The organism is Acinetobacter sp. NIPH 2699, from assembly GCF_022549355.1.
Taxonomy (GTDB): domain Bacteria; phylum Pseudomonadota; class Gammaproteobacteria; order Pseudomonadales; family Moraxellaceae; genus Acinetobacter.
Genome location: NZ_JAKZGL010000004.1, coordinates 129,185 through 151,383, shown reverse-complemented (window position 1 = coordinate 151,383; position 22,199 = coordinate 129,185). Strand labels below are relative to the sequence as shown.

General features: G+C 39.7%; 20 protein-coding genes. 4 read left to right on the top strand and 16 right to left on the bottom strand.

Annotation, left to right across the window (positions count from 1 at the left end; translation table 11 throughout):
* Nucleotides 1–19 precede the first annotated feature (19 nt).
* Entirely contained in the window at nt 20–1,900 is a 1,881-nt protein-coding gene (gene rbtA, locus MMP72_RS05845) for a rhombotarget A (protein ID WP_241315419.1), read from the top strand.
* 14 nt (nt 1,901–1,914) lie between these two features.
* Complete coding sequence (locus MMP72_RS05840) at nt 1,915–4,434, top strand: CSLREA domain-containing protein (protein ID WP_241315417.1); 2,520 nt, start codon at nt 1,915–1,917, stop codon at nt 4,432–4,434.
* A gap of 78 nt (nt 4,435–4,512) precedes the next feature.
* On the opposite strand, the gene MMP72_RS05835 is transcribed toward MMP72_RS05840, so the two are convergent.
* From MMP72_RS05835 to MMP72_RS05815, 5 genes are all read right to left on the bottom strand, one after another.
* Complete coding sequence (locus MMP72_RS05835; protein WP_241315415.1) at nt 4,513–4,902, bottom strand: DUF3106 domain-containing protein; 390 nt, start codon at nt 4,900–4,902, stop codon at nt 4,513–4,515.
* Entirely contained in the window at nt 4,892–5,218 is a 327-nt protein-coding gene (locus tag MMP72_RS05830; RefSeq protein ID WP_241315413.1) for a hypothetical protein, read from the bottom strand. The genes MMP72_RS05835 and MMP72_RS05830 overlap by 11 nt, the downstream gene beginning before the upstream one ends.
* Entirely contained in the window at nt 5,211–5,822 is a 612-nt protein-coding gene (locus MMP72_RS05825; RefSeq protein WP_241315640.1) for an RNA polymerase sigma factor, read from the bottom strand. The genes MMP72_RS05830 and MMP72_RS05825 overlap by 8 nt, the downstream gene beginning before the upstream one ends.
* Before the next feature lie 157 nt (nt 5,823–5,979).
* Entirely contained in the window at nt 5,980–6,756 is a 777-nt protein-coding gene (locus tag MMP72_RS05820) for an RNA methyltransferase (protein ID WP_241315410.1), read from the bottom strand.
* Between the two features lie 60 nt (nt 6,757–6,816).
* A complete protein-coding gene (locus MMP72_RS05815) occupies nt 6,817–7,788 on the bottom strand; it encodes a class 1 fructose-bisphosphatase (protein ID WP_241315409.1) in 972 nt (323 codons plus the stop codon).
* Nucleotides 7,789–7,963: 175 nt separating this feature from the next.
* Between MMP72_RS05815 and MMP72_RS05810 the strand changes: the two genes are divergently transcribed.
* Entirely contained in the window at nt 7,964–8,155 is a 192-nt protein-coding gene (locus tag MMP72_RS05810) for an NF038105 family protein (protein WP_241315408.1), read from the top strand.
* A 41-nt stretch (nt 8,156–8,196) separates the two neighbouring features.
* Here MMP72_RS05810 and pal read toward each other — a convergent pair whose 3' ends face one another.
* The 11 genes from pal to MMP72_RS05755 form a co-directional block, all read right to left on the bottom strand.
* Nucleotides 8,197–8,760, bottom strand: a complete 564-nt coding sequence (gene pal / locus MMP72_RS05805) for a peptidoglycan-associated lipoprotein Pal (RefSeq protein WP_241315407.1) — start codon at nt 8,758–8,760, stop codon at nt 8,197–8,199.
* A gap of 22 nt (nt 8,761–8,782) precedes the next feature.
* Nucleotides 8,783–10,066, bottom strand: a complete 1,284-nt coding sequence (gene tolB / locus MMP72_RS05800; protein ID WP_241315406.1) for a Tol-Pal system beta propeller repeat protein TolB — start codon at nt 10,064–10,066, stop codon at nt 8,783–8,785.
* A gap of 99 nt (nt 10,067–10,165) precedes the next feature.
* Entirely contained in the window at nt 10,166–11,425 is a 1,260-nt protein-coding gene (gene tolA, locus MMP72_RS05795) for a cell envelope integrity protein TolA (protein WP_241315405.1), read from the bottom strand.
* A 3-nt stretch (nt 11,426–11,428) separates the two neighbouring features.
* On the bottom strand, nt 11,429–11,881 hold the full coding sequence (gene tolR / locus MMP72_RS05790; RefSeq protein ID WP_241315404.1) for a protein TolR: 453 nt from the start codon (nt 11,879–11,881) through the stop codon (nt 11,429–11,431).
* On the bottom strand, nt 11,881–12,579 hold the full coding sequence (gene tolQ, locus MMP72_RS05785; protein WP_241315403.1) for a protein TolQ: 699 nt from the start codon (nt 12,577–12,579) through the stop codon (nt 11,881–11,883). The genes tolR and tolQ overlap by 1 nt, the downstream gene beginning before the upstream one ends.
* 18 nt (nt 12,580–12,597) lie before the next feature.
* A complete protein-coding gene (ybgC, locus tag MMP72_RS05780) occupies nt 12,598–13,011 on the bottom strand; it encodes a tol-pal system-associated acyl-CoA thioesterase (protein ID WP_004668915.1) in 414 nt (137 codons plus the stop codon).
* 154 nt (nt 13,012–13,165) lie between these two features.
* Complete coding sequence (locus MMP72_RS05775) at nt 13,166–14,059, bottom strand: hypothetical protein (RefSeq protein ID WP_241315402.1); 894 nt, start codon at nt 14,057–14,059, stop codon at nt 13,166–13,168.
* 169 nt (nt 14,060–14,228) lie between these two features.
* The gene (gene ruvB, locus MMP72_RS05770; RefSeq protein WP_241315401.1) at nt 14,229–15,224 is read right to left on the bottom strand and encodes a Holliday junction branch migration DNA helicase RuvB; all 996 of its coding nucleotides are present in this window, start codon (nt 15,222–15,224) and stop codon (nt 14,229–14,231) included.
* A gap of 18 nt (nt 15,225–15,242) precedes the next feature.
* A complete protein-coding gene (ruvA, locus tag MMP72_RS05765) occupies nt 15,243–15,845 on the bottom strand; it encodes a Holliday junction branch migration protein RuvA (RefSeq protein ID WP_241315399.1) in 603 nt (200 codons plus the stop codon).
* 9 nt (nt 15,846–15,854) lie between these two features.
* A complete protein-coding gene (locus tag MMP72_RS05760) occupies nt 15,855–16,556 on the bottom strand; it encodes a hypothetical protein (protein ID WP_241315397.1) in 702 nt (233 codons plus the stop codon).
* Complete coding sequence (locus tag MMP72_RS05755) at nt 16,556–17,896, bottom strand: deoxyguanosinetriphosphate triphosphohydrolase (RefSeq protein WP_241315396.1); 1,341 nt, start codon at nt 17,894–17,896, stop codon at nt 16,556–16,558. Before MMP72_RS05755 ends, MMP72_RS05760 begins: the two co-directional genes overlap by 1 nt.
* Nucleotides 17,897–18,292: 396 nt before the next feature.
* Here MMP72_RS05755 and purL point away from each other — a divergent pair, with 396 nt between their 5' ends.
* The gene (gene purL / locus MMP72_RS05750) at nt 18,293–22,123 is read left to right on the top strand and encodes a phosphoribosylformylglycinamidine synthase (RefSeq protein ID WP_241315394.1); all 3,831 of its coding nucleotides are present in this window, start codon (nt 18,293–18,295) and stop codon (nt 22,121–22,123) included.
* Nucleotides 22,124–22,199 lie beyond the last annotated feature (76 nt).

Sequence of the window (22,199 nt, the reverse complement as noted above, 5' to 3'; positions counted from 1 at the left end):
AAAATAGACGGAGATCGGTATGCTCAAACGGACGCTTGCCTGTGCTTTATTTGCGATTACTGGACATGCTTATTCAGCAGATATTCAAGTTACAACATTAGTTGATGAAGACAAGGATGATAGCGTTTGCTCATTACGTGAAGCTGTATTCTTTTTAAACAATAGAAGCAATGAAGAATTTGAAAATGGCTATAAAGGTTGTGGCAATAAAGATTCTAGCTCAACTATTATTTTAAAACGTGACCAAGAATATAAACTGAACTCACCGATTGCGATTAAAGCAGCAATGACGATCTCGACTCAAGCGAGTACGGATTTTAATGATAGAAAAAGGGGCTTGAATAATGCCACGATTAGTGCAAATGGACAGCATCGTTTATTTGATATTGATGATGGTAGTGTAGAAGATGCTTTGATTATTGTTAATTTGAAAGATCTTAATCTTCAAGGGACATCAACTCAGATTAATAATAATGGTGGTTTAATTCTAAATCGTGAAGATTTAAGAATTGAATATTCACGTCTAATCAATGGGCATGCAAATAAGGGCGGTGCAATTTATAATGTTGGTATTCTATCGGATACGCAAAAAACAGCAGGAAAATTGCTGATTTTGAATAGTATATTCCAAAATAATAAAGCCGAACAAGGTGCTGTGATTTATAGTGAAATGCCACGATATTTAATTTCACATTCAATCATTCGTGACAATGAAGGAGTGTCAGGTGAAACTGGGGCATTAATATATATCCAAACAGGTTTAAGTGATCAAACCATTGGAAATTTTCCAGCCACTGGGGAGTCTGGGATAAGAAATAGTACAATTTTCCACAATAAAGGTGGATATGTTGCCAATATTCGTGAAGGAATGGTTTTAAATAATCTGACGATAATTAAAAATGCTGCAGGTTTATATTTACAAGCATTGAAAGAAAAAGTTACAACAGTGGTCAAGGATGATGGTGAACCAGAAGAAAAGGTAACGCCATATCCTAAGTCTTATGTTTCAAACAGTATTATTGTAGAAAATGGCAATAAAAATTGTATGGCAACAACAAATGATACGACTGTAGTACAGAGTAATTTAACCACAGTTGAATGTGATCAGAATCCAGCAGAACGTCTACCTAACTTTATGATAGGAAACAATAAACTGATTGCAGGTGAAAACGATGAAGGTATCTGTGATTCACCTCCAGCGGATGGATTATTGTGTCCATATAAGATACCTAAGGATCAAATGTTAGGTTTTTTTAAACCCCGTCTATTGGCTTCTTATAGTAAATTGTCTGATTCACTTATTGTCAATAAAGGACGAATTTATAGTGATGGTACGAGCTTTAGTTTAGCAGGCTGTGAGAGATCAGATCAACGTGGAATTAACCGTAGTGGCTATAATGAGTTATGCGATTTAGGTGCGATTGAATTAGTCGTCGATCGCAGTAATATTCCAATTGCAGGTCAGGATATTTTATTTAAAGAAATCGCAAAATTTAATATCTCTGAAAGCTTGGCTGATGGTGAATTACTTGATCCAGCAACATGTGAAAAAATATTAGGTAAGCGTTCAGATGAGCAAGAATGGCGTTATGGGTGCTTGGAAATTGTGCAAAATCAGACACCATCAAAGGGAACTTTGACTTTGGATCAAGATGGAAATGTAACTTATGTTCCAGATAGTAATTGGCACGGTGCAGATATGTTTAAAATGCGAATTATAACTACTACTACACGTTTTAATGATGCCTCTAGTCGCTATATTGAAATTCCAACGAATATTGTACAAGAGCCAAAAAATAATTTTCAAAGTAAAAAAGTAAATGTTGGTGGTGGTAGTATCGGGTTTGGTGCAATTTTGATGTTGTTTGGTTTAATGGGATTACGCCGTTTTAAGTCATAATCAAGGATGATGAGATGAAGAATTATAAGAAAGCGTTTTTGGCAACAGTGGTATTGGCATCAATGCCGTTGATTGCAGCAACTGATGATGGTCCAATTAAAGTCACCACTTTTTTGGATGAGGATGGTGAAAACCCAAAGGCGTGTTCGCTTCGTGAGGCACTTGAAACAGCCAAACGGCGTACTTCTTATGGTGGATGTAAGGTAACAGATACTTCAGTGGGTACACAAAAAAGAATTCAGCTTGAGGCTGGTATTTATACCTTAAAAAATGAGCTTACACCGCAAGTTAATGTGGCAATTTTGGGTGCGAGTCCTGTTGATTGGGATGAACAAAATATTTTGCTTAACGATGTGGTAAACCAATACCCAGCTCAAATTAAATTACAAACAACAATCAAAGCAGAAAATTCACGTATTTTTAACACAGCATTTTCGCAAAAGAATTTAATATTAAGTAATGTGATATTAACAGGTGGTCGTACAGCAGATTTGGGAGGTGCAATTTATGCAGGGGCCGATGTCTCATTAAATAGCACCCAAATACTGGACTCGCAGGCAGGTAAGGCTGGTGGTGCAATTTATTTGGCAGGAAATACGAGCAATTTAACCATCTCAAAAAGTTTAATTCAAGGGAATGACGCTCCAAAAGGGAGTGTGCTTGCGATGCATGATAAGAACGATTTGGGTTATACAAAACGAAATATTACGATTGAATCGAGTAGTCTAGTTGACAATGGTTCAGTGACCTCCAAGGGTATGCTTGAGTTTGTCGGAGAGCCAATTGTTGTATTAGAGTCCAATACAATTGCTGGAAATAAAGCAGATCTAAGTAGTGGTAATCTGATTAAATTTACAGGGGACACTGAAGCTGGGACGATAGGAAATAATAGTTCTAGCGTATTAAGTAGTTTGAGTCGTTTAACTTTACAAAATAATACGATTGTTGAGAATAATGCATTCACCACCCTGTTATACGATAAGATTGGACATAAACGGCTAAATTTGAATATATTGGCTTATAATCGTGATGCAAATAGCGATGCAAATAGCTATGCTTGCCGTTATTTATTGGGTGATGCAAAAGATGAAGAAAACGTCGACTTAGTTATAAACTATAATGCATTTGCACGGTCAGGTAAGAATCGTTGTGACTTGCCTGATGAAGTATTTAATGAAGATGAAGATAAAGAAACAAATATTGATATTAGTACCACTCCGATACGAACATTGTTAAGTGGACGAATTGAAGCTTCGCCTTATACCGCATTCCTGCCTTTATATTATCCAATCGATAATAAACCTAAACCTAAAGCTGATGAAAAAGTCAAAAGTCTAGTCGATACAGGTGTAACATCGTGTAGTCCATGGGATCAACGTGGTTTAGCGCGAATTACAGATGGTGCCTTACATTATGATCCAGATGCAGCGAATACCTGTGATATTGGTTCTGTGGAGTTAATGCGTTTAACTGCAGGTGATATCTTCGACCTATATAACACATCGATTAATAATATGTTAGACAATAATCAACGCAGTTATGATTTGTTTGAAGATTTAGTCAAAAAACCGAATAATGCAGACTTTTTAACCTATTATAAATTTCGCTCAGCACAATACAAAAAAATATTGGATGTTTTTTCAGATGCTGAAAAAAGAAAAAATGCCCTTAAATATCGAGCGATTTATGTGGATTTGCGTAACTATGGATTACCTTTACCTCGAGAAGTGTCTACTGGTGCTGGAAAACCGAACACTTTAGAGTTTTTTAATCCTGAACTGTATGATATACACGTTGAGGCTTTAGGGGTGGGGCAGATTAACAGTGTTATTACTGATGTAGAAGTGGATGAAAACCTTTTTTGTAAATGGAATGCTGATCTAGAGCAAATCATGATCTATCGTATTGATGATCAGATTACACAAGCGGGTGATAAAGCGTTTTGTAAATATACCATCACATTAATAGCTAATCCTGAGATTACATCATCTGGTTTATTGCAAGCAGCATTTAATAATATTGCACCTGTTGTAAAAGATACATCTGTGACATTGAAATATAAGCAAAGTGAAACAGCCACTTTGAATTTACTTAACTTTGCGAATGATGATGGTGACACAGGTAAAAGCGGTTTAGGTCCTGAATTGAAGCCAAATAAGCCTAGTTTTTGGGTAAATGCTGAGGGCATAGAGTTACCGATTCGGTTGTCAAATGTGTCGAGTAATTTGGTCATTACCGCAGATCGTGAGGGTAAATGTCCACCACCAGATCAGCAAGAAACCTGTTATGGTGGAAATATTTATATTAAAGAAGCGAATGCATTTAACCCATTTAATTTCTCATTTAACTACCAAGTTTATGATAATGATTTTCCAGAGCCAATGATTTCAAATATAGGAACCGTGAAAGTCATCAGTACAGCGACTACCACAGATGATTCGCGTAAAGCCAGTCATGGTGGGGGTGGCAGCACAAGTATCTTCTCTTTATTTGGTTTGTTGGGGTTACTTGCTTATCGCCGTCTAAGAAAATAAATTAAGCCAAAAAATAGCGCCTATTGATGGCGCTATTTTTTATAGTTCATTTATATTTTGTTTATTGAGATTATTTCATTAATATTCAGAGTACTTGGTTAAATATTCTTCTCTAATGTTGACACGCTCTTCTAAGCTGGCTTTTTGCATACGTTGACGTAATGTACTGCGCTCTTGTGTACTCATTTTTTGCCATACATCACGCATTTTTTGTTTTTCATCATCAGGCAGTTGAGTAAACCATTCCATCCGTTGTTGCAGTTGTGAACTTTGATCGGTTGGAACTTCTTTTAAAGTCTGATAACGTTTAATAAGAACTTTTTGTTCTTCAGGGGATAAGTCATCCCATGCTTCTTCAGTTGTTGTTTTGACTGGCTTTGAAAATGGCCAAAAACGTTCTGAACCAGCAAAACTGGTTTGTAAAATGCTTAATGTACACACAACAAGTGCTAATCGTTTAGCTGCCATGTCTGACCTTATCCTCACCCAAGACCATCAACATTTCCATATCTTCTACCATTTGTGGTGAAAGTTTTGGATTGATAACAACTTGATTTTGTGGCTTATCTGTCAATTGCAAAGAGTTCGGTAAAACCACAATTCCTGTAATGGCTGCGGCCAATGCAAAGCCACCCATTTTCCAGATGCTATAGTAAGACGTCGATTTCTTTTGAACGTTATCCAAAACATGATTCATCACTAACATTTTGTTGTGATGTTGCGCTTTCTCAAGCTGATCAAGTTTGGACGTCATTTGTTTGGTGAACTCATCTTTATTATTCATCTGATGATCCTCCTGTATGCGGATTTAAATGCGCTAGAGTAACTTTGAGTCCTTGAATCGCACGGTGGTAATGCGTTTTAACACTGCCTTCGCTGCAATCCATAATTTGGGCTGTGGTCGTCGTGTCGAAACCTTCCCAGGCTCTTAGCATGAATGCTTGTTGTTGACGAACTGGGAGTTGATGAATTGCGTTTTGAATCTCTTCCATCGTAACGGCTTGATGAAGAAACTCGAATGGATTTGGCGTGGTCTCATCAACAATGTCAATAACTTCCTCATCGTCATCTAAACTCATTCTTTTAAATAAAGAAAATGGATTTGCGCGACGTGCTTCTTTACGTCTCCAATCTTGTAATTTGTTATTTAAAATCGTATAGAACAGCGGATACCATTCTTCGGTGCTTTTTTCAGCATAGGATTTATGTAAAGAGATAAAAGCTTCTTGGACTAAATCCATGGCAATGCCTTGTTGGCCTTGTGTCGCACTTTCCATCATGACTAACGCACGACCTGTCACGTCTTGCATAAAAAAACGAAGACGTTGTTCAACCGTACTACAATCAGTACCGTTGTCAGTTCGAGCCTGTTTCGGTGCTAAATCCATAGAGATGGAAAATCCTGTCATGGATACCCACCATTATTCTCAATTCATTAGTCATATAACGTTGAAAATGGTGGATGCGTTGACAACTTAAGCAATTATTTTTGTAGTGTAATTGATTTTAACAACAAAGAAATCGGCTTTAATGTAATTTAAAACTTTACTGGCGTTGACGAACCATTTCGAAAAAGCAAATTGAACCTGCAATTGCAACGTTTAAGGATTCTTGTCCACCGGGTTGGGGGATGGTTACGGCTTGCGCATGTTCCAAAGCATATTCACTCGCGCCTTGTCCTTCATTACCTAAAATCCAGACACAAGCTTGTGTTAAATCTTTGCTATATAGGCTGGTAGAGCGATGTGAGCTGGTGACAAAAACTGGGATTTCAAATTGTGAGAGAATGTCAGTGAGTTGGATATTTTCAAAACAGCTTAAACTAAAGTGTGCCCCCATGCCTGCACGCAAGACACGTGGTGACCAAAGTGAAGCTGAGCCTTGAGTGCATATAATTTGTTTGATATTGGCTGCTGCGGCTGAACGTAAGAGTGTTCCAACGTTGCCTGGATCTTGAACATTTTCAAGAATGAGGGTGTCTTTGCTAAAGTCAATATCTTGTGAATTTTGTGGTAAATCAATAATGGCTAAACAAGGCAGCGTCGTGTCTAAAATACTCAAATCTTTGTATAAAGCTTCGCTGATGACAAAGACATGACCTGAATATTGTTCAATGATTTTTTCTAAATCAGGATGTTCTAATGCTTTTTCAGTGGTAAATAAAGACGTGATCTTGTTTTGTTGTTGCAACCATGCAAGACAAAGATGGATGCCTTCTAGAACGGTTTGTTGGTGTTTTTTTCGAGCACTATTGAGTTCGATCAGTCCACGTAAATGTTTGATTTTTGCATTGTCTTTTGATTCTAGAAAAATAAGTGACATAAAATAAACATCCAAGAGGACATTATAAATGGATTATAATGTCCTGATAATTAAAAGTAATTAATGGTAACTTGTTACACGTTCAACTTCATTTTTAGAACCAATAATAACGGGTACACGCTGGTGTAATTCTGTTGGCTGAATTTCCATAATACGGACACGTCCTGTTGTTGATGCACCACCAGCTTGTTCAATTAGCATACTCATTGGGTTTGCTTCATACATTAAGCGTAAACGGCCCGCTTTTTTAGGATCTTTCAAATCGTAAGGGTAGAGGAAGATACCGCCACGACATAAGATACGGTGGATATCGCCAACCATGCATGCAACCCAGCGCATGTTGAAATCTTTTTCGCGGACTGAGGTTTTTCCAGCGAGAAGCTCATCAATATAACGTTTTACAGGATTTTCCCAATGACGTTGGTTTGATGCGTTAATAGCAAACTCTTGAGTATCCGCTGAAACTTGAACTTGCTCGGTCGTGAGTAAAAATGTTTGAGTCGTTGGGTCAAAAGTAAAGAATACGACTCCAGCACCAACAGTAAGCGCTAACATGGTTGATGGACCATAGAGTACATAGCCTGCAGCAACTTGCTCAGTACCTGCTTGCATAAAGTCTGCGGATTGGGTCACTGCATTTTTAGCAGGTAAGATCGAGAAAATCGTACCAACACACATATTAATGTCGATGTTGCTTGAACCATCTAATGGATCAAACAAAACAAGATATTTTCCGTTTTCTTGCGCAGGGGTGAAATCATCTAATTCTTCAGATGCTAAGCCGCCGACTTGTGGGTGAACTTTTAAGGCATCAATTAAATAATCATTGGAGATTACATCTAGTTTTTTTTGTGTTTCACCTTGAACATTTTCATTCTCAGCGCTGCCTAGAATTCCCGCTAACGCGCCTTTTTGAAGTGCTAGATCAATCGTTTGACAGGTTGCTGCAATTGTTTCGATGACTTGTGCCAACTCTGGAGTCAAATTCCCATTTTGTTGTTCTAGGTATTGGGTCAAGCTGAGGTTTGACATATTAAATAGCTCCGATTTAGCGGCGTCAAAATAGATGAAAAAGAATGTGGCTATTCTAGATGAGAACGCTCAAAAATAAAAATTATCTTACTTTATTTATGTTGCTTTTATGATTACAAGCATGCCATTACATGCTATGTTGGACGGATAATAGACAGGATGTTTGGAGATTAAAATGTCAACCAAAAATTTTGAAGCTACACCGACTGAAAGTGAAGCAATCAGCTTAGACAAAATTTCTAAAGAAAGTGTGAAGGATGCTTGGAAGGATTACGAAGCAAAACCTGAATATAAGGAATTTAATAAGCATGATTTGATTGAATCAATGCAGCCAACAGCAACAGACGATACTCAATCACAGACATAAAAAATGCTCACATCATGTGAGCATTTTTTATTGAAACAAGCTTATTTCAATAATGGTGGAACTGCTTCATAGTTAATTTCTACACGGCGGTTTTCTTTCCATGCGGCTTCATTATGACCAGCGTTTACAGGTGCTTCTTTCCCGTAGCTTACTGCTTCAAGTTGCTGTGGGCTTACACCATTGGTCACCAAAAAGCTTTCGACAGCTTTGGCACGACGTTCGCCTAGCGCCATGTTGTATTCGCGTGTACCGCGTTCATCAGTATGACCTGTAAGCGCAACACGAGAGTTTGCATTGGCGATTAAGAATTGAGCATGCGCTTGTAGTGTTTGATAGTCTTCATTTGATAAATCACTACTGTCATAATCAAAATGCACTACGCGCTTAGCAAGAAATGCTTTGTTGGCAGCGGTTACGCCTTTTGCTGATGCACCCGCTAAGTTTTGAGCATTCAATGCTGCATCTTCGCTCAGGCCTTCAGTACTGACAGTCGTACCAGTTGGTGTGTTGCCAGCAGTAATATCTGTTGCTGGTTTACGACTTGCACAGCCAGTAAATACAAGCGTTGCTGCAATGAGGGGAAGGGTTAGATATTTCATATTCATGTGATTCTCCAATAAATCAAATTTATTTTGGTGCCCAAGCGGGTTCACGGACTTCGCCTTGTTCGCTTGGTAAATTCATACGGAAACGACCATCAGTAGACATGATCGACAATAAGCCTCGATTACCTTCACGCGTCGCATAAACAACCATTTGACCATTAGGTGAGAAGCTTGGTGATTCATCTAAACTGGTTGGGGTTAAAATATTGGTGATGCCTGTATTAATATCTTGAAGGGCAACTTTATAATTACTACCGCTAGGACGATGGACTAAGGCAATTTTTTTACCGTCAGCACTAAGCGTACCACGCGCATTGAAGGCACCTCTAAACGTCAAACGTTTAACGGAGTTATCAGCAAAAGTATAACGATAAATTTGTGGAGAACCACCACGATCAGAAGTAAAAATAAATGATTTACCATCTGGTGCATAGCGTGCTTCAGTATCAATCGCAGTATCGTTGGTCATGCGTTGTACTTGGCGTGTATTCAGATTCATTTGGTAAATTTCTGGGTTGCCATGCATTGATGCAGTGAAAAGCATAGATCGGCCATCTGGGGAGAAGCTTGGCGCTCCGTTCAATCCTCTAAAACTTGCCAAGACTTCACGTTGACCAGTTGCTAAATCTTGAAGATAAATTGCAGGGCGTTTGGTTTCAAATGAAACATAAGCAATTTTTTTAGCGTCAGGTGACCATGTTGGGGAGAGAATAGGATCACGTGATGCCAATACCGTTTTAGGTTGCTCCCCATCGGTATCTGCAACTTGCAGAGTGTAGCGTTGTGCGGGTGTTGCTTGGTTGCGTAACACATAGGCAATGCGCCCACTAAAATCTCCAGCAATACCTGTCAATGCTTGGTAAATCGCATCACTGATCATGTGGCCTGCTTGGCGAACACGACCCGCTGGCACGGTTAAAACTTCATTGAGTAAGTATTGTTGTTTCTGTACGTCATAGAGCTGATAGTGAATTTCAAAGGTATTGGCGTTAATGGCTTTGCTTTGACCAACAACGACATATGGAACGCCAGCATTTTGCCAATCGCCAGCCTGAATCTGATTCATACTTGCTGTTGCCGGCAGATTTTTTGAGGCACTGCTAAAGCGTCCAGAGCGATTTAAATCATTTTCAACAATAGGGTAGATCGCAGAATCATTTGTAAATGGCACGATTGCGATTTTAGGTGCTTTTTCGGGTGCTTTTGCAATTTCTAGGTGAAGTTGTGCAAAAGCTGTTACAGGAATAGCGGTACTAATTGCAGTGAAAACTGCGATGGCGATGAGATGCTTACGAGTCTTTTCCATATTAAAATTACTTACTTTCGTGTTTTTTGTGGCTGTTGACTATTTAACATAGTTACATGCTTTGTGCTATTAAAAGCATGTAACGTTAACTATTTATTACTATTTTGCAGTGAAACTTGAGGTAAAGCTTCTTGCTTCTCGACGTGCATCAGGATCTTCTGGCATTGGGTAAGGTGCAGCAGCTCTTACGGCAGCTTCTACACTTGCTTTTACGTCAGGATCACTGGCATTAACAATTACAGATAAAACTGCACCACTATCGCTGAGTGTTACACGAGCTGTGGCTTTTTGTCCTGATGAGCCTGTTGGTAAGTTCCAAGCACGTTCAATTTTATTTGTGAAATCTCGTTTAGCTGTTGAAGCAATACGTCTAGATTCAGCTTTTTTCTGTGCTGCTTCTTGTTCAGCCTGTTTTGCAGCTGCGGCTTTAGCGTCAGCATCGGCTTTAGCCTTCACATCTACGTCAGCTTTACGTTTCGCGTCTGCATCGGCTTTTGCCTTAGCGTCTGCGTCAGCTTTACGTTTCGCGTCAGCATCGGCTTTTGCCTTAGCATCAACGTCAGCTTTACGTTTCGCGTCAGCATCAGCTTTTGCCTTAGCATCAGCGTCAGCTTTGCGTTTTGCATCGGCATCGGCCTTACGTTTCGCGTCAGCATCGGCTTTGCGTTTGGCATCTGCATCGGCCTTACGTTTCGCGTCAGCATCGGCTTTGCGTTTGGCATCTGCATCGGCCTTACGTTTCGCGTCAGCATCGGCTTTTGCCTTAGCATCTGCATCAGCTTTGCGTTTGGCATCAGCGTCGGCTTTACGTTTCGCGTCAGCATCGGCTTTTGCCTTAGCATCAGTGTCGGCTTTACGTTTCGCATCAGCGTCAGCTTTGCGTTTAGCATCTGCGTCGGCCTTACGTTTCGCATCGGCATCGGCTTTACGTTTCGCATCAGCATCAGCTTTTGCCTTGGCATCTGCTTCTGCTTGTTTAGCTTTAGTTGCCTCATCAGCCTGACGTTTTTGTTCTGCCAACTTTGCTTGTTGTGCTTGCTCAACTTTTTGCTTTTCAGCAGCAAGCAGTTGTTCAGTCGGTTGTGATGGTGTGGCTGGTAAATTTTGTGGCAATGTATCGTCTACAATAGGACCTTGAATTTCCTCAGCTTGGTTCTCGGCTGTTGTTTCAGTGTCGATTTGTTTTGGTAAGTCCTCAGGTTTCACCAAAGTAGTCGTCAACTTTTTAGGTTGTTCAAGTGGTTTGCTCATACCCAAATACAATAAGCCAACAATAGCCACGACATGAACACCGAGTGTAAAACCCAGTGCAATCGCATTTTGTTTTTGTTGAAAAGGTGGCTTTTGAAATTTTTTCATAGCTTATTTTAACGGCTCTGTCAGTAAGCCCACTTGGGTTAAACCTGCATCTTGTAAACTTGCCATGAGTGCAATGACATCCCCATAAGGGCGTGTTTGGTCACCATTGACTAACACGGTAAGCATTTTATTTTCTTGCTCAGCTTTTATTTGAGCTTCGGTTAAAATACTTTCTAGTTCCTGAAGTGATAAAATTTTATTTTTATCATGATCTTGGAATTCTAAATAAATATTACCACTACTACCTAATGTGACAATAGGAGGCCGCTCTTGGGTTTCAATAGGAGGCGTGTTTGCCTGAGGTAAATCTACCTTAATCCCACTGGTGATCATGGGTGCTGTGACCATAAAAATAACCAACAGCACTAACATGACATCAATATAAGGAACGACATTCATCTCACTTTTGAGTGGCTTTTTGATGCGCTCAAAACGTCCAGATCGTTGAATTGCCATTATGCATCTTCCTGCGTCGTTCCAATAGATTGGCGTTGTAACAAGGCAACCATTTCTTCTGCAAATAGAGCACGATCTGTATAGATTGCTTCGCCTTTGGCCGTAAAGTGGTTAAATGCGAGTACAGCAGGGATCGCAGCAAATAGACCAATCGCTGTTGCAATCAGTGCTTCTGCAATACCAGGTGCTACAGTTGCTAAAGTTACTTGATCGACGGCAGCTAGACCAATAAAAGCATTCATGATGCCCCAAACAGTACCAAATAAACCAATATATGGCGCAACAGAACCGATACTTGCAAGCACACCCAAACTTTGCTCTAAGTGACCTTGTTCACGACTTAAACCAACACGAAGAATACGTTCGGTTCCATCAATGGTTTGTGTGGTCTCTGCTTTGCGTTTTTTTAGTTTAAAAAACTCAGCTAAACCTTGATAAAAAATATCTTCTAAACCATGACGTTTAGAGTTGAGTTGAGCATTGTTATAAAGCGTATTTAACTCGGCACCTGACCAAAACATCTTTTGAAAATGTTCATCAGCTTGTCCTGTTTTTTTATAGCTCATATGTAATTTAGCAATTACATACCAGCTATAAATAGAAGCAAATAACAAGATCAGCATGACCAGTTGTACAACAGGGCTTGCTTGTAAAATAAGGTCGGAAATATGCATTGAAGAGTCTAAATTAGTTGCCATAAGTTCAGTGCCAAAAGTTTATTTTTCGTCCTGTGCTAATTCTTTTTGAATCAGATCACGAATTTCATCAGGAAGTCTACGTGGCATTAACTCTTTGTTGAGACATGCCAACACAACCTCACCTGAAGCCAGCAAGATTTCACCACGATAAATATTTTGTTGCAACACAAAAGATGCTGCTTTACACGAAATAACACGTGCTGTAACGGTAATCAAATCATCCATTAATATAGGACGTACATATTTGACCTGAATTTGATGTACGACGAAGTTGTAGTCTTGTTGATGCCAGTAGTGATCTACGCCTGCTGCACGTAACCATTCGGTACGGGCACGTTCCATAAAACGGATATGATTGGCATGGTAAACAATACCGCCTGCGTCAGTGTCTTCGATATATACACGGATATTGAATTCGAAATGATTTGCCATGTCCTTTAACCTATTTCAGTATGTTTCGGGCGATGGTGGAATGATAGGGTTTCGAGCAAGGGATGGAAATAGTAATAAATAACATATTGGTAATGGGGAAAAAATAAAGCCCTAACAAGTAGGGCTTCTTAAAGAACGAAGAATGATTGTTACCTTAATTCAAATCATCCCATTCAATCGTTTTTGGATATCCTTTAACAGTGTTACCTTCCGCATAAGCATGAACTAATGCTTTGTAGTTGCTTGTATTTGAAATCTTAATTGAATTTTTCATGTTGTTCGTATCTTCAATAATAATTTCAGCAAAATTAGGGTGGAAAGTTGCCTTATCCTTATCGCTTTCAAATCTAAGATCACTTTTGAAATTTACTGAGAATATTTTATTCTCTGGATTGCCTTCGATGTTTCCTAATGCAGTGAGAATAAGATTATTCACATTAAGTTGATAATTATTGATAATCAACTGTAGTGTTTTTTGCGTTTCGTCATCAAATACACTAAGCGACATTTTTTTAATTTGATATTGAGTAGAGGTAGGGCTGTATTTACTAACGATATTACCGTTGTAAGTAAGTGTTACATCATTAGGTGGAGTGATTGTGAAGTTTCTTAGTGTAGTCTCATAAAGTCCTGAATCTGTAGATAATGTTTCTTTGCTATTTACTGATCCAGAGATGGTCATAAGTCTTAAGCTGGTTAGACTGCTGTTACCATTGTTAGCAAAATCTAGAAACTCACATTTATTAAATGTAATACTCTTATCGCTATTTTTTGTATATGACCCCTCGGAACATTTAAAATTGTGGCCAGCATGAATACTATAATAGAGACTTTCTGCAAACTCAGTGCCAATCACTATGATATTGTCTTGTTCCTGAGATAAATTGATGATTGGCTCATAAATTGATTCAATAGACTCTGATTTGGTGTAGTCTATTTTTTCTTTACTTTGAAATGAGTCGCTGTTATTTGAGCCATCACTTCCACCCCCACATGCTGTGATTAATAATGTACTACCACAGAAGATCGTTAAAAGTTTATTTTTCATTTTTACCCTAAACAAATTAATAAAGTGACTAAAAGACTTCTTTCATTATTATTTATACCCTTTTTATATTTCTCCCATCGAGAGAAAAAGGATTTATGAAAGAAGTCTAAAATAGTTTATATATTATATTAATCACTTTATTATAAGAAGAATTTTATTGATTTTTATCTTATTCAGGCGGTGTCAAACCAAACTGTAAATACGCCATATTGGTTGCAATACGACCACGAGCAGTTCGCATCACATAGCCTTGCTGGATTAAATACGGTTCAATCACATCTTCAAGCGTACCACTGTCTTCTGCCATTGCCGCAGCCAAAGCTTCAACACCAGTTGGTCGTCCTTCAAAACGCTCTAGTAGCATACTGAGATAGCGACGATCTAAGGTATCTAAACCATCTTTATCGACATTGAGCATATCCAAAGCACGTTGAGCCATGTCTTGTGTTACTTCACCATTACCTTTGACTTGAGCATAGTCACGAACACGACGTAATAAGCGATTGGCAATACGTGGTGTGCCACGCGCACGACGGGCAATTTCGGTTGAGCCTTCTTTGGTGATTGGTACATCCATGAGGTTAGCTGAACGTGTCACGATATGGGTGAGGTCTTCAACTGAATAAAACTCTAAACGTTGCACAATCCCGAAACGATCACGCAAAGGGGAGGTGAGTAGACCTGCACGTGTTGTTGCAGCAACCAAAGTAAAAGGTGGTAAGTCCAGTTTAATTGAACGGGCTGCTGGCCCTTCACCAATCATAATATCGAGTTGATAATCTTCCATGGCAGGATAGAGAATTTCTTCGATTACGGGTGAAAGACGATGAATTTCATCAATAAATAAAACATCACCTTCTTCAAGGTTGGTCAGCATCGCTGCCAAATCACCTGCACGTTCCAATACTGGACCAGAAGTTGACTTTAAATTGCCTCCCATTTCACGCGCAATAATATTGGCTAAGGTGGTTTTACCTAAACCCGGTGGGCCAAAAATCAAAGTATGGTCTAAGGCTTCACCCCGTCCACGTGCAGCCCCAATGAAGATTTCCATTTGCTCACGAACCACCGGCTGACCAATATAGTCAGCTAATGAGGTTGGGCGAATTGCACGATCAAAATGATCTTCAGGTTTTTCAGAACCACTGATTAAACGGTCTTGCATAATTGATTCGGTCTATCTTTATTTATTCAATGATTTAAGCGCAGCACGGATGATATCACTCGCTTCAGTAAAGTCAGCTTTAACGGCTTGAATCAGTTTTTGTGCTTCAAGTGGTTTATAGCCTAATGATTGTAAAGCAGCTTCTGCTTCGGCAACAGCAGAGTTTCCAGTGAATTGTATTTGAGCTGATGTTGAGTTATTCGAAGCAGTACTGCTTGAAAATGCTTTGAAACGATCACGTAATTCAATCATCAAGCGTTCAGCAGTCTTAGCACCTACACCAGGGACTTTTACCAATGTTTTGACATCACCATTTTCAACGGTATGTATTAACATATCCACGCTCAAGGTTGAAAGAATACCTAGAGCCATTTTAGGACCAACGCCATTGACCTTGAGTAAGGTGCGGAAAATGGTTTTTTCATGGGGATCAATAAAACCATAGAGTTGCTGTGCGTCTTCACGGACTACTAAATGCGTCCATAACGTCACTTTCTGTCCCTTTTGTAATTGGCAAAATGTCGAAAGAGGGGTGTCTATTTCATAGCCAACACCATTGACATTGAGGAGTACCGTTGGGGCTTCTAAGGCAAACACTTCGCCAATTAAACATCCGATCATTGAGTTTTTTCACTTATTTGTTGATGGTTGAATAGTAGATGCCATTTGTTCTAAACGCAAAATGGCTTTTAGAATTTCTTTACGATTTCGCGTGGATTTTATCCAAGCAGGTAGTCGCGAAAAATAACTGCGATTATTATTTGGAAATTTACGTTCTCTTAGATCGGCTTGAATAAAGTTTTTCAATATTTCTAAATGAGTTGGGTTATAAACACAGATTTGGCCTTGTCGAACAGCTATATTTAAAAATAATGGATATGAATAATAAGAATCAACGCCAATTTTTGAGTAACTTATTTTTCTTAAAGTATAGGCAGAGTCATTAAAACTATTTTCTCGTAGGCAGAAATTACAGCTTACAGTTATCTCTCGTGGAATAAGTGATTTACGGGCATATTGCCTAATATAGTTGTATTTCCCTTTCTTACATATTGTACATTTCGTATTTATTTCGACTTCACATGCACCGCTCCATTCAGCCATATTTTGATTTAAATTAAAGTAATAACTCATGTAGTCATAACTTTGGGCACGAATATGCTGTAATGCTTTGCGATATGTACATTGAGTACAAAAGACCTTTACTATTTCCGATTCTTGTTCCTTTATTTCGATAATTTTTGCGAGCTTTTCACATGCTGGACAATGCACCCAAATTTCAGGTTTGAGAAGAGATAAGCTACTTATACCTTTATCAATAAATCGAGACATTAAAAGAATCCAACTTTATTGCCTTTCAGCTCTTGTGCCAAACTATAGGCTTGGTGGTCAGAGAACTTACTAATAATATCTAAAACTTGCATGATATTTTGATAATGATTGCTTTGGAATTTTGCGCCTGAGTGCTGCAAAATAGAAAGCAACCGCTGCTCTTTAAAACTTAAGCTTTTATGTGGCATGGTCAGTGGAACAAAAGCATCTAAAATGGTTTGTAAACTTTGATGTGCAATAATTTCCAGACCTGATTTTTGAGGATGTTCAAAGATCCGATCTCGGGCAAGATTTTTTGCAGTTTGAATGCCTGTTTCAATATCAGGTGAGCAATATTGTAAAAGGCTACCTTTGAGTTGACCTGTCAAGATTTCATAATGATGCTTGGCAAATGCTGAACTGACTTCTTCCACTAAACGTTTCATGACTCGACCACGTAAGGCAGCAATTTTTTGTTGCCATGTGGTATGGGGCAAATACAACTCTTCAGGGCGACCAAAGTCTGCGATTAAATTCAGGAAAATGGGCTCAACTTCATCGTAGTGCAACATGTTTAAAATAATGCCATCTTCTAAATCAATCAGCGCATAACAAATATCATCTGCGGCTTCTAATAAATAGGTCAACGGATGACGACAATAATGATATTCACCGAGTTGGATTAAGCCCAGTTGTTCAGCAAGTTGCTTTAGGATTTCTTTTTCAGATTGATAGCAACCAAACTTTGCTCTTTGGTGAGAGGGGATATCACCTTGTTCTTCAATGGTTTTGGATAACCACGGATATTTGAGATAAGCCCCTAGCGTGGCACAAGTGAGACGCATACCGCCATCGTCAGGATGATAGTCAATTCGACTCAGTAATCGAAGACCTTGCGCATTGCCTTCAAATTGACGGACATCAGCGGCTTCTTCTGGTGTGAGTTTGGTCAAGAAGTCACGATGCGATGCATCATCAAACCATTCACGAATCGCATATTCGCCTGCATGACCGAAAGGTGGATTGCCGATATCATGCGCTAAACACGCTGCTTGAATGATTGCTCCCACATCGGCAGGTGAAATCCATACAGGTAATTCATCTTTAATTTTTTCTGCGGCAAGCATGCCTAAAGAGCGTCCAATACAAGACACTTCAAGAGAATGGGTTAAACGCGTATGGATCCCATCGTGTTGGGTAAGCGGATGAACCTGTGTTTTTCTATTTAGTTGACGAAAGCTTTGGGAAAATATAATTCTGTCATAATCTTTATGAAATGGGCTTCGAGCCAATTCTGAACTGCTTTTCTTACTACCTAAACGAATTGCTGAAAGCAATTCCAACCAACGCATTTGTTCCATGTATCATGATTCACTATCAATTCACGATCATCATGCCAAAAAAAATATCAAAGCACTAGAGTAGGGCGACATAAGTTGTCTTAGATAAGTAAGCGGTATAAATGGAGCGGTGAATGAAAATATGACTTATCGTGATAAGTGCTTCTCTACGTTGGAAATTATTGAAAAAAAAGACGCTGAAATAGAAGATATTGCCTGTTTTACAAACTAAATGAATTGTTACGAATACAGTAACAGTCATAAAGCTAAAAAGAATTAGGTGATTTGGAGCAGAAAACTCTGGTTTTTAAGATGGATATGGCTAGCTGAAATGAGCCTTTCACAGTAGAATATGCGCTCTTTCATAAGTCACATTGTGGTAGGTTCGTTAGACCCACCCGTGGAGCCAAAGTCAACATGTTTATCGTGGCCGGTGCATCAGCACATTCTTCTTTCAAGAAAGCTCAACTCTTAAACCGTTTAGCGTCAATGAGTTCTGTTCAATCTTTTGACAGCCAGTGGGTTTATTTGTTTGATCAAGCGCTCAACGAGCAGCAACATCAATCGGCATTACAACTTTTAAACGATGGTCAATCTTTCGAACTTCGCCAAGCTGCAAGTGATGAAATCCAGATTTTAGTCACACCGCGTGTCGGGACAATCTCGCCGTGGTCATCTAAAGCAACCGATATTTTCCAAAATTGTAATACGCCCATTCACCGTTTGGAGCGTGGTCTTTTATTTACATTGAAAGGTGTAAAAGAGATTTCGAACGAATTGAAATTGGCATTACATGATCGTATGACAGAAAATGTTTTTGCTCAAATTGATGATGCAAAAGCATTATTCTCTGAAACAGCACCGAAGCCTTTAAACTCAATTGATATCTTGAGTCAAGGAAAAGAAGCATTAGTGAAGGCCAACAATGAGTTTGGCTTTGCGCTCTCTGATGAAGAAATTGATTATTTAGTAGCAGCATTTACCAAACTCGGTCGTAATCCAAATGACATCGAATTGATGATGTTTGCACAGGCAAACTCTGAGCACTGTCGTCATAAAATCTTTGGTTCTGAATGGACAATTGATGGTGAGAAACAGCCATTATCCTTGTTCCAAATGATTAAAAACACTTATAAAGAGTCGCCTACAGACGTGTTATCTGCTTATAAAGATAATGCTTCTGTGATCGTGGGTTATGACACCATGCGTTTTTATCCGAAAGCGGATGAAAATGGTCACTTCGTTTATAAATATAAGAGCCAAGCCGCTCATATCTTGATGAAGGTGGAAACTCATAACCACCCAACTGCAATTTCTCCATTTGCGGGTGCTGCAACAGGTTCGGGCGGTGAAATCCGTGATGAAGGTGCAACAGGTCGTGGTGGTAAACCAAAAGCGGGCTTAACTGGCTTTACGGTTTCTAACTTAAATATTCCGGGTTTTGAACAACCTTGGGAAGACAATTACGGCAAACCTTCACGTATGGCATCGCCATTACAAATCATGATTGAAGGTCCATTGGGTGGCGCGGCATTTAACAATGAGTTTGGTCGTCCTGCACTGAATGGTTATTTCCGTACGTTTGAACAGAATGTCAACGGTGAAGTGAAAGGCTTCCATAAACCAATCATGATCGCAGGTGGTTACGGTAACATCCGTCCTGACCATGTTGAAAAAGATGCGATCCAGCCGGGTGACTTACTCATTGTATTGGGTGGCCCTGCAATGTTGATCGGTTTGGGTGGTGGTGCAGCGTCTTCTGTAGATAGCGGCACGATGGGTGAAAGTTTAGACTTCGCTTCTGTACAACGTGAAAACCCAGAAATGGAGCGCCGTTGCCAAGAAGTGATTGATACGTGCTGGCGTTTAGAAGATTTCAACCCAATCGTGTCTGTACATGACGTTGGGGCAGGTGGTTTATCCAATGCGATGCCTGAACTTGTGAACGATCACGAGTTAGGTGCAATCCTTAACCTGCGTAAGATTCCATCATTAGAGCCGGGCATGAGCCCAATGGAAATCTGGTCAAATGAAGCACAAGAACGTTATGTGCTCGCTATTCGCCCAGATTCTTTAGAGCAATTCGAAGCGATTTGTGCGCGTGAACGTTGTCCGTTTGCAGTACTCGGTGAAGCGACTGAAGCACGTCATTTAACGGTTGAAGATCCATTGTTTGAAAATAATGCGGTCGATATCCCAATGCAAGTAATGTTGGGTGGTACACCACGTATGCAACGTGCTTACGAAAGCATTGAACGTACAGGCACTGACTTTGATGTGACCAAAGTTGATTTGAAAGATGCGATTTTCCGTGTCTTAAAAAATCCAACTGTTGCTTCTAAATCATTCTTGATCACCATTGGCGACCGCTCGATTACTGGTATGGTTGCACGTGATCAAATGGTTGGTCGTTGGCAAGTACCTGTTGCCGATGCAGCAGTGACCACCACAAGCTTACAAGGCTTTACTGGTGAAGCAATGGCAATGGGCGAACGTCCACCAGTTGCATTGTTAAACCCAGCAGCATCTGCTCGTTTAGCGGTTGCAGAAGCGATTAGCAATATTGCCTGTGCCAACATTGAACAAATCAGTGATATCAAACTTTCTGCAAACTGGATGGCAGCAGCAGGGCAAAAAGGTGAAGACCAAGCACTGTTTGAAGGCGTGAAAGCGATTGGTATGGAAATGTGTCCTGCATTGGGTATCGCAATTCCTGTCGGTAAAGATTCACTTTCAATGCGTACCACTTGGAATGATGGTGAAGACAAAGCGGTGACTTCGCCAATGACAGGTGTGATCACTGCATTTGCTCCTGTATTAGATGTTCGTAAAACCTTAACACCTGAATTGAAGAATTTAGCTGATTCGGTATTAGTTCGTATTGATTTGTCTAAAGGTCAGTTCCGTTTAGGTGGTTCGATCCTTGCACAAGTGTATAAAGCAATTGGTTCAGTCACACCAGATGTGGATAGTTTTGATGACTTCAAAGCATTCTTTGCATTGATTCAAGACTGGAACAATCGTGGCGTGATCAAGGCTTACCATGACATCGGTGATGGTGGTTTATTAGCGACTATTGCTGAAATGATGTTTGCATCACGTTTAGGTGTCGCATTAGAAAATCAATCAACTGAAAGCTTATTTGCAGAAGAAATTGGTGCAGTTTTACAAATCACGGCTGCTGATTGGGCGCAATTAGAAGTTGAAGTTGCAGCATCAAGTTTGAAAGATGCAATCGCTGTGGTTGGTAAAGTGAATACAACTGATCAATTGCTTGTAAATGGTTTAACTTTGGAACGTGCTGAATTACAACAAGCATGGGCAGAAGTTTCACATCAGATCCAGCGTTTACGTGACAATGTTGAAACCGCAGATCAAGAGTTTGTACTCATTGCAGATCAAAACCACAAAGGTTTAATTGCACAAGCAACTTATGATTTAAATGAGCCTGTGGAAGCGCCATTTATTAATACACGTCGTCCAAATATGGCCATTTTGCGTGAGCAGGGTGTCAATGGTCATGTCGAAATGGCGGCTGCTTTTGATAAAGTCGGCTTCAATACCATCGACGTGCATATGAGTGACTTACTTGCAGGTCGTGTGAGCTTAAGTGATTTTGAAGGCTTAGTGGCGTGTGGTGGCTTCTCATACGGTGACGTGATGGGTGCAGGTGGGGGCTGGGCTAAATCAGTGTTATTCAATGCAAAGTTACGTGATCAGTTTGAACAGTTCTTCCATCGTGAAGATACATTCAGCTTAGGTGTGTGTAACGGCTGTCAAATGATCTCTCAACTTGCACCACTGATTCCAGGTGCAGAACATTGGGGACGTTTCCATCGTAATACTTCAGAAGTTTTTGAAGCACGTGCAGTAAATGTTCGTGTAGAAAAATCGGTTTCAGTATTGCTTGAAGATATGCAAGGTTCGATTTTACCAATCGCTGTTGCGCATGGTGAAGGTCGTCTGGTTGCGACTGAACAGCAACTTGCAGCTTTAAATGCAGAGAATCAGGTGATCTTGCGTTATGTGGATAGCTTGGGTCATCCAACGCAACACTATCCATTGAACCCGAATGGCTCACCTGAAGCGATTACAGGTTTGACCTCTAAAGATGGTCGTGCAACAGTCATGATGCCGCACCCTGAACGTAACTTCCGTGCTTTACAGCATTCTTGGAAGCCTGAAGATTGGGCTGAAGATGGTGCATGGTTACGTATGTTCCGTAATGCCCGTAAATTTATTGGCTAAATTTTATTAACATAAACGGGTTTGTAGAATTATAAATAAAATTCTACAAACCCTTTATTTATTTCATTTTAATGTA